This is a genomic window from Sphingomonas sp. P4_G2 (assembly GCF_056401155.1).
Map to the genome: position 1 here is coordinate 115402 of NZ_JBFUJY010000004.1, position 13861 is coordinate 129262.

Below are 13861 nucleotides of genomic sequence, written 5' to 3' on the forward strand. Positions count from 1 at the left end.
GAAAGCCGTGCGGCGCCCTCCCCTTTTCGGGCCGGACTTCCGAGCGGACTTTGCAATCCATAGCTTTAGGGAATAGGTACGAGAAACCGCTCCATTCCCAGCTCGTTAGCGTCCGTCATCGACGCCATGATGGGCAATTCAGAGCGCCGTTCGATGACCGGGCGTTTCGGCGCGGCTATCAAGAGGGCCAAGACATGAACCTGCGCCAGCTCGAAGTCTTCCACGCTGTCTATCTGCACGGCACCGTCAGCGCGGCGGCGCGCTCGCTCAACGTCTCGCAACCCTCTGTCACCAAGGTGCTCCGGCACGCCGAAGATTCGATCGGGCTGCCGCTGTTCGAGCGCGCCCGCGGGCGGCTGATCCCGACCCAGGATGCGCGTGCCCTGTTCGGCGAAGTGTCGGAAATCCAGGACCGCGTGCGATCGCTGCGTCAGGCGTGCCACAATATGCGGCTCGGACGGGGCAGTCTGTTACGCATCTCCGCGCTCCCGTCACTCGGGCTCGGCGCCATTCCCGACGCGGTCGCCGAATTCCTGCGCGGGCATGAGGACATCTTGTTCGACCTGCAGACGCTGCATCATGACGAGATGGTGCGCAAATTGTACGAGCGCGAGACGGATATCGCGATCAGCTACGAAGTGCCGCCTGCCGCGCCCGTGGGGCATCAGGTGATCGGCGAAGGCGAATTGGTCGTGCTCTATCGCGAGCAGGATTTCCCGGACGCACCGTCACGCATCCATCTTACCGATTTGCGCGAGCACAAGTTCATCAGCCCGGTCCAGTCGGGGCCGATCGGGCGCATGTTGTCGAGCGAACTCAACCAATTGGGCGTGGTGCTCGACGAAGTGGTGTCGGCGCGCACTTATTATGTCGCCGCCGCGTTGGTCCGCGCCGGCGTCGGCATGGCGATCGTCGACAATTTCACCGCGCAGGCATCGGTAGCAACGGGGCTGGCGTCACGCCCACTCCAGCCGGCGATCACCTTCGACATCAACGCGGTCTATATGCAGGACCGCCCGCCAACCCATACCGCCTCCGAGTTTCTCGACCTTCTGGCGGACGTGATCGATAAGCTATAGCCTTACGCTATAGGGGCCGTGGTGTTAAATATTGGGGCTCCTCCGGGCGCGGCGATACAGTTTGGCTTCCCTGGAAATTTGCAGCCGAACCGACATGATCGCCACGCCTTATCTTCTGTATCTCGGTCACTCGAACGACCATGCCGGCATCAAGACGTCGCGCGGGCTGGCCGTGTTCCGGCCGGAAGTGTGCGTCGGCGAATTCCGCCACGACGATTGCCGGCTCACGCTCGACCTGCCGCGGATGGATTTCGCGACCGCGGTGGCGGCCGGCGCCAGGACGCTGATCCTGGGCGTCGCCAATGCCGGCGGCACGCTGGGCAAGGACATGGTCGCCGACGCGATCGCGGCGATGGAAGCGGGGCTCGACATCGCCTCGGGTCTGCACCAGCGCTTGAAGGACGAACCGCGGCTGGTCGAGGCGGCGAGCCTGCTCGGCCGCGCATTGCACGACGTGCGCGACCCGCAACCGGGCATCCCGGTCGGCAACGGCAAGCCGCGCGCGGGCAATCGCCTGCTGACCGTCGGCACCGATTGCTCGGTCGGCAAGATGTACACCACCTTGTGCCTGACACGCGGGCTGACCCAGCGCGGCGTCAAGGCGGATTTCCGCGCGACCGGCCAGACCGGCATCCTGGTAGCGGGAAGCGGCGTGCCGCTCGATGCGGTGATCGCCGACTTCATCTCGGGCGCGATCGAGCAATTGTCGCCCGCGCGGAGCGACGACGGCTGGGATCTGATCGAAGGTCAGGGATCCTTGTTCCACCCGTCCTTCGCCGGGGTTTCCACCGGCTTACTGCACGGCGCCCAGCCGGACGCGATCGTGATGTGCCATGACCCGGTGCGCAAGCACATGCGCGGTCTGCCGCATTTCGGCCTGCCTGGGATCGCCGAATGTCTGGAAGCCAATCTCCAGGTAGCCCGGCTGACCAATCCCAAGGTGCGGGCAGTCGGCATCGCGCTCAACACCTCCGCCATGCCCGAGGATGAGGCACGCGCGCTCTGCACCCGGACTTCGGACGAAATGGGCCTGCCCTGCTCCGATCCGTTCCGGTTTGGAGCCGACGCCATTCTCGACACATTGCTCGGCGAGCCCGCCCGCGCCGGCGCCAGACAAGTCGCCTGATCGCCGCCATGCGCCGCACGATATCGATCCAGCCCGAAACCTTTCCGCTCAGCACGCCGTTCCGCATCTCGCGAGGGACCAAGACCGCCGCCGAGGTCGTGACCGTCCGGATCGAACAGGATGGCGTGGCCGGGCGCGGCGAATGCGTTCCCTATCCGCGCTATGGCGAGACGATCGACAGCACGATCGCCGCAATCGGCGCGGCACGCGACGCCCTTGAAAGCGGTACGGGACGCGAGGAGCTGTTGCGGCTGATGCCGGCTGGTGCCGCACGCAACGCCGTGGATTGTGCGCTATGGGATCTGGAGGCACGGCTCGCGGGCAGCGACGTCGCAACGATGATCGGCCTCAAGCAACCGATCGGCCCCATGCCGACGGCCATGACCGTCGGGCTTGACACGCCAGACCGCATGCGCGTGGCGGCGGCGGCGCTGGCCGATGTGCCGCTGATCAAGGTCAAGGTCGACCGCAGCGATCCCGCCACACAATTGCGCGCCGTCCGCGACACGGCGCCCCTGCCTCGCCTGATCGTCGATCCCAATGAGAGCTGGACGATCGACGAGGTGAGCTCGCTCCAGCAATTGCTGATCGAGCTGAGGGTCGACCTGCTCGAGCAACCGCTACCGGCGGCTGACGATGTCGCGCTGGCTGGGTTCGTCTCGGCGATTCCCATCGCCGCCGATGAATCGGTGCATGAAGCATCGAATCTCGCGGCGTTGCCCGACGGCTATGCCGTGGTGAACATCAAGCTCGACAAGGCCGGCGGCCTGACCGCCGCGCTCGACCTGGCGAAGGAAGCGCGCCGGCGCGGGCTGGGCGTGATGACTGGCTGCATGATCTGCTCTTCGCTGTCGATCGCGCCAGCCCTGATGGTCGCCGTCAACAGCATTTTCGCCGATCTCGATGGCCCCTTATGGCTGGCGAATGATCGGGAAGGCGGAGTCGAATGCGTCGGCGGGATGCTGAGCGCGCCACGGCGGGGATTTTGGGGCGACCGCTAGAGGCGCGCGCGATCAAGTCTGAAAAGGTGGCTATTATCGCTACGGCGGCGATGCACCTAGAATAGTTTTCGGTCGATCCATCACCGTACCCCACGGCAGATGCCGCAGAAGGCGCGACAGTGCGCCACTCATTCCGAACTAAAGCGTTGTCCCTTCCGTGCCGGTCAAGGGAGAAGGTCATGTTCAATGTACTTGTCATCGACGACTCGCTCACTGTGAGGGCGATCATCGAGCAATTACTGGAAGGTGAGAAAGATTTCCGGGTCGTGGGATCCGCCGACAGCGTGATTGCGGCGCGAGAGATGATCGAGAAGTTCGTGCCGAGCGTCATCATACTTGACCTCGCTATGCCAGGTGTTGACGGCTTCACCTTCCTCGATGAGCTGGCTGGCCATCCGCACGCACCCGTACTTGTGGTATCGTCGCACACCACATGGGGATCGGCCGCCGAGACCGAGGCGATCGAGCGCGGCGCCAAGGCGTGCTTCGACAAGGCTCAGTTGGTACGCCACGGAAAGAGCTTCGTCGCGTTGGTCAGGAAAGCAGTGAGCAGCACGGCAACATTGGATAGAGCGTAGCGAACCCCAGCCCTCCGGGCGTCGTTGATCACAAGGAACGGTGGCTCGGATCGGCGGCCATGGAATTATGGTGACCGCTGCAACAACTCCGGAATTTAGCTTCGGGGTTGATGCGCCCGTCCCCGTAAACCCCAGTCGACCTACTTCACGCGGGTCAGATAGGCCTTGAAGACGGCAGCCCAAGTGCGCCCGCCGTCCTGCGAGTAAAAGATTTCATAGCGGTGCGAATCTGCCGTGATGTCCGACCAAACCCCACGCACCATGACGCTGCGCCCCTTGTATTTCTGGGTCGCGTAAAACTCACCCCGCCCGTCCTTGAATTCACCAATGCCTGGCGTGTCTACCTCGCCGGTTTCGCTGTCGATATATGACTGGCTCCATTGGCGGGCCTTCGCGTTGTAGAGAAAGACCGTCGCTCCTTGCCAATGTCCGTCCTGGCCATCGACATCGAGCTCCTCGATCCAGCCGCGGCCACCCCAGATCGGCGTAGCGGTCTTGGTGCCGTCGGAAGTGGTGATATGGGTTCCGCCGTCGAACGGATCGAGCACACGGGTGATATGCGTGTGCCAGACGCCGCGCGCGAAATCGAAATCATGCGACCCGTCATGCAGCATCTGAGGCACAGCATTGGTGTCGGCGGCGCGGCCGATGCCGACCGGTAGACCGAACGCGAGGGTCAAGGCTAAACCGAAGGCCAGTGGGGCGCGAATGTTCATCCGTACATCTCCGAGAGCATCATCGCGGCACATGTGATCGGACATGCAGTCGGATCGAAGTGCCGGTTGCCGGAAATCTTTCTGGTCCACTCCACCAGATGCTTCACTCGACCGGCGCGCCCGCGCGGGTGGACACGATCCGGAGCGTGGCGTCGATTTTGCCGATGGCATGGTAAGCGCGCCGCGGCGGGGTTCTGGGGCGGAAATTAGGCCCCGGATCGAAGTCTAGAAACATCGTCCGAAAAGCGAAATTCTTCGATGCATCTCCTCTTTTAACGCTGGCTGAGCTGCTTCGATCGGAGTCACCAGCGTATCCATTATATCGAAGATGACGGCTGCGGCCGCTTGGGCCACATCTTTATGTCTATCTTTCGTTTCGTCGTCGATGCCGGCGATGTCGATGATGCCCTGCAACTCGCGGATCGCCCTCATGGCGGAAGCGATTGCCAGCACTGAGAAGTCCTTACCGTCTTGATCGTTCATCTGAAGGTGCCTTGATTGAATAGGAATTCGTGGGTCGACGCCTCATCCGTGATTATCAGTCCCGACCGCGCCAATAGTCGAACGCGATCTGTTGCTGCTCGCGAACCAGCTTCATCGCCATGGGCCCTGTCCACGGCCCGTCATACCCCAGCACGAATGCTCTCGCTCCGCCCCACCAGCCCTGGCCCGGCAACCCGTCCGATTCGCGGACGACAAGCACGGCGAGTTCGGGTTCACCAGCGACGACGGCTGCCTGGTCGATCACGTCGAGCGTCTTGCACACCGCGCGCATCTTGGGGCGGGTGAAGCGGTGCCCCAATTGGGCCAGCAGGTGCGAATAGCTGATCGCCTCGCCCGCCTTCGCCGCCTCGATCAGCAGCGCGCGGACGCGGGCGACATCGGCGATCGAATTGGCGGAGTTCTGGTCGATCATGACGCCTTCGGGATGACACGCACCGGTCAATTGGGCTAGTCCGCTGCAACTCGCACCATGTCAGGGGCGTTGCGGAACCCTAGGGTGCAGACCCGCTACTAATGAGGATCGAGACAGCCATGTCCGGGATGCTGTGGGAGGAGGAGTGCGAAGAACGGGGGGGTTCCCCGGTTCAAGCGTTCCGACGCGCCACAGCGCCCGGACATGGCTGCCGCGAAGCGGTGGGACGAAAAAGGCCGCTGGAGCGGTCGGACGCTTGCCAGATAGACACCGCTATCTGGCGGCGCGCCCTCTCTCCCAGCAGCCTTTTTCGTCTCCATCTCGACCTCACTAGTAGCGGGTCTGCCCCCTAAAATGATCAAGGTCGCGAGCTACAATATTCGCAAAGGGGTCGGCACCGATCGCATCCGCAGTCCGGAGCGGATCATGGCGGTGCTGCACGAAATCGATGCCGACATGATCGCCCTGCAGGAGGCCGATCGCCGGTTCGGCCGGCGCGCGGCGATCCTGGGACCCGATCATTTGTCCGATCACGGCGCGTGGAAGGCGCTGCCATTCGGATCGCGGCCGTTGTCGAGCGGATGGCATGGCAATGTCCTGCTGGTCCGGCGCGACGTGCAAGTGGTCGATTGCGAGGCGATCCATTTGCCGACGCTGGAGCCGCGCGGCGCGGTGATGGCCGATCTGCGCATCCGCGGCCAGGCGATCCGCGTGGTGGGCATGCATCTCGATCTGTCGGGACTGATGCGGCGGCGCCAGGCCGACGCGATCCTGGCGCATCTCGACGCCAGCACGCAGCAATTGCCGACGGTAATGATGGGCGACCTCAACGAATGGACCCGCGCCTCGGGTTGTCTCAAGGACTTCGGCGCGCGCTTCCACTTCGCGGCGACCGGACCCAGCTTTCACGCGCGGCGGCCGGTCGGGCGGCTCGACCGCATCATGGCCTCGCCCGACCTCGCGATCACCGATTGCGGTGTGCATGTCAGCCACGCATCGCGCTGGGCATCCGACCATCTGCCGATCTGGGCCAAGGTCGCGACGGCATGACGCGCGAAAAGGAACTGCGCATGGCGCTGGTCTGCTACGGCGGGATCAGCCTGGCGGTCTATATGCACGGCATCACCAAGGAGATCTGGCGCCTGGCCCGCGCCAGCCGCGCTTATCATTCCGGGCAGGCGCCAAGTGTCGAGTCGACCGAACACATTTATTGCGGCCTGTTGAGCGAGATCGAGAAGGAAGCCGAGGTGCGGCTGCGCGTGCTGCCGGATATCATCGCGGGCGCCAGCGCGGGCGGGATCAACGGCGTGTTCCTGGCGCAGGCGATTGCGACCGGGCAGAGCCTGGAGCCCTTGACCCAATTGTGGCTCGACGTCGCCGATATCGAAGCGTTGCTCGATCCAAAGGCAGCCCCGTCGCATCGGTTCGCCAAGGCCTGGGCATTGCCGATCGCCTGGATGGCGCAACGGCGCGGCGCGGTGCGGGTCGACGAATTGGTCGAGGCCGGAGCACGCGCCGAGGTCGAGCGGAAATTGTCGCATTTCGTCCGCTCGCGCTGGTTCGAGCCGCCGTTCGGGGGAGAGCGTTTCACCAATCTGGTGCTCGACGCGCTGGCGGCGATGGCTGCGGGCGGCGGCGACGGGCGATTGCTGCCCGCCGGGCAGCCGCTCGACCTGTTCGTCACCGTCACCGATTTCCGCGGCCATCCCGAGCGGCTCGAACTCAATTCCCCGCCCGAAGTGCTGGAAACCGAGCATCGCCTGGTCATCCCGTTTACCGACCACGGCACGGGCTGGTTCGCCGACCCTGCCGAGCTCGTTTTCGCCGCGCGCGCGACATCGAGCTTCCCCGGCGCGTTCCCGCCCTTCACCGTCGCCGAGCTCGACAAGGTGCTGGCCGACCGGGAAATGACCTGGCCGACGCGCGAGACATTCCTCGAACGCGCACTGCCGCGGCAATATGCCGTGAATGCGATCGACAGCGCCGTGCTGATCGACGGGTCAGTGCTGGTCAACGCGCCGTTCCGACCGGCGATCGACGCGCTGCGCGAACGCCCGGCGCGGCGCGAGATCGACCGGCGGTTCATCTATATCGACCCCTCGCCCGGCGCCGGTTTCCATTTCGGCACGACCGCGGCGCCCTCGCCGGGCTTTTTCCAGACGATCATCGGCGCGATCTCCGAAATCCCCCGGCAGCAACCGATCCGCGACAATCTCGAGGAAATCCAGGAACGCAGCCAGCGGATCGAGAATATGCGCGCGATCACGCGATCGATCCGACCGGAGGTCGAGACGCAGATCGAAAGCCTGTTCGACTATACGTTGTTCATGGACTCGCCGACCGCGACCCGACTCAAGAACTGGCGCGCCAAGGCGCAGAATGCCGCCGCGGCGAAATCGGGCTACGCTAATGCGGCCTACGGTCATCTCAAGGTGGCGGGCGTCATCGACCTGATCAGTAACCTGCTCCAAGCGGTCGGCGGAGAGCCCGGGGCCGATCGACTGACGCGCATCCGCCAGGCCGTCGAAGCCGCGGTGCAGGCCAGCGACGGCGGACTGACCTTCGCCGGCAAGGCTAGCGAATCGGCGATCCTGTTCCTGCGCTCGTTCGACCTCGGCTTCCGTATCCGCAGGCTGCGGCTAGTCGCCCGCCGGCTCGCCGAGCTGGAAGACGTTCTGTCAGAGGAGCAGCTCACCGCCGCACGCGATGCGATCTACGATGCGCTGGCCGCTTATCTCGAGGCCAAGCGGACGGACACCCATCTCGCCTTGCGCCGCGATGTGCGCAGTTTGTACAATGACGCCGCGCCATTGCTCGAAAAGCTGGCGGCATCGCTCAACCTTAAAGAACTCGACGACGACACCGACGCCAAGCTCGCCGACGCCTTTGCCGGCATGGCGAAGGATGTGAAGCGGCCGCTCTTGCTCAGTTATCTCGGCTTTCCGTTTTTCGACGTCGCCACCTTGCCGCTGCTCCAGGGCGAAGGGCTCGACGAATTCGACCCGATCAAGGTCGACCGCATCGCACCGGAAGACGCCACAGCGATTCGCACCGGCGGCGCTGAAGCGACGTTGAAAGGCATTCAGTTCAACAGCTTCGGCGCGTTCTTCAGTCGCGCCTATCGCGAGAACGATTATCTCTGGGGCCGGCTGCACGGCGCCGAGCGGATGATCGACATCATCGTGTCCGCGCTCCCGCCGCGCGTGCGGATGAAGCCGGGACGCGTCGCCGCGATCAAGCGCAATGCGTTCCATGCGATCCTGAACGAAGAGGAAGCGCGGCTGACCGCGGTTCCGGGCATGATCGACGCGCTCAGGCGGGAAGTGGGTTAGGATTACAACCTAGACCCGCTTGGCTAGGCTGAGCGTTGTCCGTCTCAAATGGGCTCTACAGCGTCGTCGCAATCAGCACGTTCCCGACGAGGACAGCGGCCATGACGACCATCAACACGCCCTTGAGCCGCGTATCCGGTCGGCGGCACAGCCGTACCCCGAAATAGACGAGGATCGCCGCCGCGATCATCGCTACGGCATAGATCATCTCCAACATCGCGCTCAGGACTCGCTTTCGCTCAGCGCCGGGAAAGCCGGCGCCTCGGCCGGTTCGGGGGCCAGTGCCTTGGCATAAGCGTCGATATCGACATTGCCGCCCGACAGTATGACCAGCATTCCCGCCTCGGCGGCGACCTTGCCTGCGAGTAGCGCCGCCAGCCCGACCGCGCCGCCTGGCTCGACCACAAGATGCAGTTTCGCCGCAGCCCAACGCTGCGCCGCGCGAACCTCGACCTCGCTGACCGCCACACCTTTGGCATCGCGCCGCGCCAGCACCTCGAAGGTCAACGGCGAGACGACCGGCGTCTGCAGCGCATCGCACGCGGTCGGCGGCGGGTTGGGGCCGACGGGCTCGATCCAGCTTGCCTCGAGGCTGTGGCGCATATCATCCCAGCCTTCGGGCTCGACCACGGTGATCCTGGCCTCGGTCAGGCCAAGCGCGATTCCCGCAGCGAGTCCGCCGCCGCCACAAGGGATCACGACATGGGTCGGTTCGCCCAGCCCGATCGCCTCCATCTGCCGCCGCGCCTCGATTCCCGCGCTGCCCTGACCCTCGATGATCCAGGGGTCGTCGAAGCTCGGCACCAGCACCGCGCCGCGCGCTTCGGCCAGCTCGGCGGCGATTCGCACCCGGTCCTCGGTCATGCGATCATAGGGAACGACTTCCGCCCCGAGCGCGAGCGTGCCGTCGCGCTTCGCCTTGGGTGCATCCGACGGCATTACGATCGTCGCCGGAATGCCCAACCGCTTCGCCGCCCAGGCGACTCCCTGGGCGTGATTACCCGATGAGAAAGCGACCACGCCTTTCGTGCGCTGATGATCGTCCAATGCGGTCAGCCGATGCCACGCGCCGCGCAGCTTGAACGCGCCGATCGGCTGCAGCGATTCGGCCTTGAAGGCGATCGTCACGCCATTGATTTCGTGAGTGAAAAGCGGCGATGGCGCCAGGATCGCCGTGATCTTCGCCGCTGCGTCCCTGACCCCTGCCCGTGTCGGCTGTCTTACGATCGTCACTTTTCGCCTCCGCTCACCAAATTCGGTTCCAAAAAGTCTTTACTTGGTAACCTTTGGACCTTATCTGCCCGCTTCCCGCTGCCCCATGGGACTTCCAACCGCAAGGCAGCATTTCACCGTACGGCGCAAGCCACTTGGAGGTCCCTTGAGTTGCACAAGCATCATAGCGCGCTGGGGCTAGCGAAAGCCCCTGGTAATTCCGCCCGCGGAATTGCTCTTGATCAGCGGCCGGTTGCTCCGGTCACGCTCATTCGCCCGCATGCGGCAGCCCGCGCCGCCCGATTCTTCGTCGAGAAGTTTCCGGGCCGCTCGATGTATGCCGTCAAAGCGAATCCATCGCCCGAGTTGATCCAGATCCTCTGGGACAACGGCATCACGCATTACGACGTCGCCTCGATCGCCGAGGTGCGGCTGGTGCGGCGCACGTTGCCCGACGCGACCCTGTGCTTCATGCACCCGGTCAAGGCCGAGGAAGCGATCCACGAGGCGTATTTCAAGCACGGCTGCAAGACGTTCAGCCTCGATTCGATCGAGGAACTGGACAAGATCGTCCGCGCCACGCACGGCGCGAGCGACCTGACGTTGTGCGTCCGCCTGCGCGTGTCGTCAGAGCATTCCAAGCTCAGCCTCGCGTCGAAATTCGGCGTGGCGCCGGGCGAATCGAAGGAACTGCTGTTCCAGGCGCGGCAGATCGCCGACGCTTTGGGCATCTGCTTCCATGTCGGCAGCCAGGCGATGACGCCCGCGGCTTATGCCGAGGCGATGGAGCGCGTGCGGCAGGCGATCGTCGAGGCCGGCGTGACCGTCGATGTGGTCGATGTCGGTGGCGGCTTTCCGTCGACCTATCCCGGCATGGAGCCCCCGCCGCTCGAACATTATTTCGAGACGATCCATCGCGCGTTCGAGAGCCTGCCGATTTCCTATTCGGCGGAACTCTGGGCCGAACCGGGTCGCGCGCTGTGCGCCGAGTACAGCTCGATCATCGTGCGCGTCGAAAAGCGCCGCGGCGACGAATTGTACATCAACGACGGTGCCTATGGCGCGCTGTTCGACGCCGCGCACATCGCCTGGCGGTTTCCGGTCACGTTGCTGCGCGAGCCCGACAGCCACGCCAAGGACATGGCGTACAGCTTCTACGGCCCGACCTGCGACGATCTCGACCATATGCGCGGGCCGTTCATGCTGCCGGCGGATGTGCGCGCGGGCGATTATCTCGAGATCGGGATGCTTGGCGCCTATGGCTCGGCGATGCGGACCGCGTTCAATGGTTTCGGATCGGACGAGACGGTGATCGTCGACGACGAGCCGATGGCGTCGCTTTACCTGAGCGAGGACCGCGAGGTCGCGTCGAACGTCGTAAAGCTGTAATGACAACCATTCAAAGCCGTCATGCCAGCGAAAGCTGGTATCTCGGGCGGTATTCGTGCTGCCTGAGACCCCAGCTTTCGCTGGGGTGACGGCTGTTTTTACGGGTTTCCGCGTCCCCATAATGACGGCGGCATGAGAAAACGGGAACAGACCCATGACCGACACCCTGACCAAGACCGCGGCCGCCAACGCGCCGATCAACGACACCCGCAAGGCGGAATTGCTGTCGAAGACGGTCAAGCATATCGACATCAAGTCGTTCGACGCGCGCCCGATCGTCGATGCGATGAGCGACATGAGCTTCACCAGCCGCGACCTCGGCCGCGCGACCAAGATCTACAACCAGATGTTGGCGGACAAGGATTGCACCGTCGTCCTGGTGATCGCCGGCTCGACCTCGGCCGGCGGCTGCATGGACCTCTATGCTGAGCTGATCCGCAACAACATGGTCGACGTGGTCGTCGCGACCGGCGCGACGATCGTCGACATGGATTTCTTCGAAGGTCTTGGCCACAAGCACTATCAAGCGCTTGAAATTCCTGACGACGATACGCTGCGCTCGCTCTATATCGACCGCATCTACGACACCTATATCGACGAGGAGCAGCTTCAGGATTGCGACCACACGATCCTGCAGATCGCCGACAGCCTGGAGGCCAAGCCCTATTCGAGCCGCGCCTTCATCCGCGAGATGGGCAAGTATCTCGCCGAGCATGGCAAGAAGGACAACAGCCTGGTCAAGCTCGCCTATGAGCATGACGTGCCGATCTTCTGCCCGGCGTTCGTCGACTCGTCGGCGGGATTCGGCCTGGTCAAGCATCAGGTCGACCGCGCCAAGGCCGGCCAGCCCTATATGGTGCTCGACGCCATCGCCGATTTCCGCGAGCTGACCGAGATCAAGATCCAGGCCGGGACCACCGGCCTGCTGATGATCGGCGGCGGCGTGCCCAAGAATTTCGTCCAGGACACCGTCGTCTGCGCCGAAATCCTCGGTCACGAGGATGTCGAGGTGCACAAATATGCGGTGCAGATCACGGTTGCCGACGTGCGCGACGGCGCCTGCTCGTCCTCGACGCTGCAAGAGGCGGCCAGCTGGGGCAAGGTCAACACCGGCATCGAGCAGATGGTGTTCGCCGAAGCCGGCTCGGTGATGCCGCTGTTGGCGAGCGACGCCTATCACCGGGGCTTGTGGAAGGACCGGCCGGAGCGTCGTTGGGCGAAGCTTTTCGCGTAAGCGCTGAAGCCTGTCGAGATAACAAAGCGGCGTCCGGTCCATCGGGCGCCGCTTTTCTTTTCTCCTTCTCCCCTTGTGGGAGAAGGAAGGGGCCCACTCGCGCAGCGAGTGGGAAGGATGAGGGGCAGCGCTCATGCCTCCCCCTCACCCTTCCGCCGATTGCATCGGCTCCCTCCCTCTCCCACAAGGGGAGAGGGAGATCGAATTAGTCCCTAACCCGATAAGCCTCGGGCACGACGAACACCTCGTCGGCGCGGGTATAGCCGCCATCCCGCACCTCCTCGATCAGCACCATCGTATGCGCCCGCGCGCCTTCGCCGAAATATTCGACGAGCAGGTCGGTCGTGCGATGTGCGAGGTCGGCCTTTTGCGCCTTCGAGAGCGCGGCTTCGGGGAGCTTGAAATTCGCGAATGGCATGTTGGCGTCCTTAATTCTGATTGCCGCGCGCCTGGCGGGCGAACTGGTTGAGTTGTTGGAAAGTCTCATCGAACCGGCCTTCGCGCTCGGCATTGCGAAGGAAGGCCACGCGCTGGACCAGTATCTCCGGCGGCGTGGGCTGCTGGGCGAACAATGCCATCACTTCGTCGGCGAATTCGTCGAGCGGTTGATAGCCTTCACGCGATTCCTGCCCGGGGGTCAGCCCCGTCTGCACCGCGGGCGGCGCGAGTTCGATCACCTCGACCTTGCCGTTGAGCGCGTCGCGCATCGCGACGGTGTAGGAATGGATCGCCGCCTTGGTCGCATTGTAGGTCGGCGTATCGACTAGCGGCACGAACGCCAGCCCCGAGGTCACGTTGACGATCGCCGCGTCGGGCTGCGCGACAAGATGATCGATCAGCGCATTGGTCAGCCGGATCGGGCCAAGCAGGTTGGTGGTGATCGTCGCCTCGGCATCCGACAGATCGCGGGCATGATCGAGCGCCTCGAACCGCATGATTCCGGCATTGTTGATCAGCACGTTGAGCGCCGGGAAACTCGCGAGGACGCGCGCCGCGAAATCGGCCACGCCTTCGGCGCTTTCGACATCGAGCGTCACCGTATGGATATTCGGCCGGCCCGCCGCCGCCGCGTCGAGCGCGTCCTGGCGGCGGCCTGCGATGATGACGACATTGCCGGCGTCGTGGAACCGGTGCGCCAGCGCTTCGCCGATGCCCGACCCGCCGCCGGTGATGAGGATGGTGTTGCCGCTGCTTTTCATCGGATCGCTCCTACCTGGGGTTGATGGCCGCGATGTACGCTCCTACTCTCCATATGAAAGAAGGCACCGAAAAGATTTA

The 13861-nt window shown here is 64.1% G+C and carries 15 protein-coding genes; 8 read left to right on the plus strand and 7 right to left on the minus strand.

Annotated elements, in window-relative coordinates:
* The first annotated feature begins 194 nt into the window (after nucleotides 1–194).
* The 4 genes from AC1DRD_RS12660 (at nucleotide 195) to AC1DRD_RS12675 (ending at nucleotide 3784) form a co-directional block, all read left to right on the plus strand.
* A complete protein-coding gene (locus AC1DRD_RS12660; RefSeq protein ID WP_066804118.1) occupies nucleotides 195–1079 on the plus strand; it encodes a LysR family transcriptional regulator in 885 nt (294 codons plus the stop codon).
* A 94-nt stretch (nucleotides 1080–1173) separates the two neighbouring features.
* Entirely contained in the window at nucleotides 1174–2205 is a 1032-nt protein-coding gene (dgcN, locus tag AC1DRD_RS12665; RefSeq protein WP_478041631.1) for an N-acetyltransferase DgcN, read from the plus strand.
* Between the two features lie 8 nt (nucleotides 2206–2213).
* Entirely contained in the window at nucleotides 2214–3206 is a 993-nt protein-coding gene (dgcA, locus tag AC1DRD_RS12670) for an N-acetyl-D-Glu racemase DgcA (RefSeq protein ID WP_478041632.1), read from the plus strand.
* A 179-nt stretch (nucleotides 3207–3385) separates the two neighbouring features.
* Entirely contained in the window at nucleotides 3386–3784 is a 399-nt protein-coding gene (locus AC1DRD_RS12675) for a response regulator (protein WP_478041633.1), read from the plus strand.
* 140 nt (nucleotides 3785–3924) lie between these two features.
* On the opposite strand, the gene AC1DRD_RS12680 is transcribed toward AC1DRD_RS12675, so the two are convergent.
* From AC1DRD_RS12680 to AC1DRD_RS12690, 3 genes are all read right to left on the minus strand, one after another.
* Nucleotides 3925–4500: a hypothetical protein gene (locus AC1DRD_RS12680; RefSeq protein ID WP_478041634.1), complete on the minus strand. Its 576-nt coding sequence runs from the start codon at nucleotides 4498–4500 to the stop codon at nucleotides 3925–3927.
* Between the two features lie 225 nt (nucleotides 4501–4725).
* A complete protein-coding gene (locus tag AC1DRD_RS12685; protein ID WP_478041637.1) occupies nucleotides 4726–4983 on the minus strand; it encodes a hypothetical protein in 258 nt (85 codons plus the stop codon).
* Nucleotides 4984–5038: 55 nt separating this feature from the next.
* Entirely contained in the window at nucleotides 5039–5416 is a 378-nt protein-coding gene (locus AC1DRD_RS12690; RefSeq protein WP_478041638.1) for a ribose-phosphate pyrophosphokinase, read from the minus strand.
* Nucleotides 5417–5770: 354 nt separating this feature from the next.
* Here AC1DRD_RS12690 and AC1DRD_RS12695 point away from each other — a divergent pair, with 354 nt between their 5' ends.
* Both AC1DRD_RS12695 and AC1DRD_RS12700 read left to right on the plus strand, forming a co-directional pair.
* On the plus strand, nucleotides 5771–6466 hold the full coding sequence (locus AC1DRD_RS12695) for an endonuclease/exonuclease/phosphatase family protein (RefSeq protein ID WP_478041640.1): 696 nt from the start codon (nucleotides 5771–5773) through the stop codon (nucleotides 6464–6466).
* A complete protein-coding gene (locus AC1DRD_RS12700; RefSeq protein WP_478041641.1) occupies nucleotides 6463–8748 on the plus strand; it encodes a patatin-like protein in 2286 nt (761 codons plus the stop codon). Before AC1DRD_RS12695 ends, AC1DRD_RS12700 begins: the two co-directional genes overlap by 4 nt.
* Before the next feature lie 55 nt (nucleotides 8749–8803).
* Here the strand turns inward: AC1DRD_RS12700 and AC1DRD_RS12705 are convergent, their stop codons facing one another.
* Nucleotides 8804–8965 (minus strand): hypothetical protein, encoded by a 162-nt coding sequence (locus tag AC1DRD_RS12705; RefSeq protein WP_478041642.1) that lies wholly within the window; start codon nucleotides 8963–8965, stop codon nucleotides 8804–8806.
* Between the two features lie 5 nt (nucleotides 8966–8970).
* Nucleotides 8971–9981: a threonine ammonia-lyase gene (locus AC1DRD_RS12710; protein ID WP_478041643.1), complete on the minus strand. Its 1011-nt coding sequence runs from the start codon at nucleotides 9979–9981 to the stop codon at nucleotides 8971–8973.
* A 150-nt stretch (nucleotides 9982–10131) separates the two neighbouring features.
* On the opposite strand from AC1DRD_RS12710, the gene AC1DRD_RS12715 reads away from it, so the two are divergent.
* Complete coding sequence (locus AC1DRD_RS12715) at nucleotides 10132–11349, plus strand: type III PLP-dependent enzyme domain-containing protein (protein ID WP_478029135.1); 1218 nt, start codon at nucleotides 10132–10134, stop codon at nucleotides 11347–11349.
* Between the two features lie 154 nt (nucleotides 11350–11503).
* Nucleotides 11504–12583: a 1,9-bis(guanidino)-5-aza-nonane synthase gene (locus AC1DRD_RS12720; RefSeq protein WP_478041644.1), complete on the plus strand. Its 1080-nt coding sequence runs from the start codon at nucleotides 11504–11506 to the stop codon at nucleotides 12581–12583.
* Nucleotides 12584–12788: 205 nt separating this feature from the next.
* Here AC1DRD_RS12720 and AC1DRD_RS12725 read toward each other — a convergent pair whose 3' ends face one another.
* A complete protein-coding gene (locus AC1DRD_RS12725) occupies nucleotides 12789–13001 on the minus strand; it encodes a tautomerase family protein (protein WP_478041646.1) in 213 nt (70 codons plus the stop codon).
* A gap of 10 nt (nucleotides 13002–13011) precedes the next feature.
* The gene (locus AC1DRD_RS12730) at nucleotides 13012–13782 is read right to left on the minus strand and encodes an SDR family oxidoreductase (RefSeq protein WP_478041647.1); all 771 of its coding nucleotides are present in this window, start codon (nucleotides 13780–13782) and stop codon (nucleotides 13012–13014) included.
* Between the last annotated feature and the right edge of the window lie 79 nt (nucleotides 13783–13861).

Bases quoted from the DNA above. Each gene is read 5' to 3' on its own strand.
- AC1DRD_RS12705 (WP_478041642.1), bottom strand. From the start codon at position 8,965: ATGTTGGAGATGATCTATGCCGTAGCGATGATCGCGGCGGCGATCCTC.
- AC1DRD_RS12720 (WP_478041644.1), top strand. From the start codon at position 11,504: ATGACCGACACCCTGACCAAGACCGCGGCCGCCAACGCGCCGATCAAC.
- AC1DRD_RS12730 (WP_478041647.1), bottom strand. From the start codon at position 13,782: ATGAAAAGCAGCGGCAACACCATCCTCATCACCGGCGGCGGGTCGGGC.
- AC1DRD_RS12690 (WP_478041638.1), bottom strand. From the start codon at position 5,416: ATGATCGACCAGAACTCCGCCAATTCGATCGCCGATGTCGCCCGCGTC.
- AC1DRD_RS12675 (WP_478041633.1), top strand. From the start codon at position 3,386: ATGTTCAATGTACTTGTCATCGACGACTCGCTCACTGTGAGGGCGATC.
- AC1DRD_RS12680 (WP_478041634.1), bottom strand. From the start codon at position 4,500: ATGAACATTCGCGCCCCACTGGCCTTCGGTTTAGCCTTGACCCTCGCG.
- dgcA (WP_478041632.1), top strand. From the start codon at position 2,214: ATGCGCCGCACGATATCGATCCAGCCCGAAACCTTTCCGCTCAGCACG.
- AC1DRD_RS12700 (WP_478041641.1), top strand. From the start codon at position 6,463: ATGACGCGCGAAAAGGAACTGCGCATGGCGCTGGTCTGCTACGGCGGG.
- AC1DRD_RS12660 (WP_066804118.1), top strand. From the start codon at position 195: ATGAACCTGCGCCAGCTCGAAGTCTTCCACGCTGTCTATCTGCACGGC.
- dgcN (WP_478041631.1), top strand. From the start codon at position 1,174: ATGATCGCCACGCCTTATCTTCTGTATCTCGGTCACTCGAACGACCAT.
- AC1DRD_RS12695 (WP_478041640.1), top strand. From the start codon at position 5,771: ATGATCAAGGTCGCGAGCTACAATATTCGCAAAGGGGTCGGCACCGAT.
- AC1DRD_RS12725 (WP_478041646.1), bottom strand. From the start codon at position 13,001: ATGCCATTCGCGAATTTCAAGCTCCCCGAAGCCGCGCTCTCGAAGGCG.
- AC1DRD_RS12685 (WP_478041637.1), bottom strand. From the start codon at position 4,983: ATGAACGATCAAGACGGTAAGGACTTCTCAGTGCTGGCAATCGCTTCC.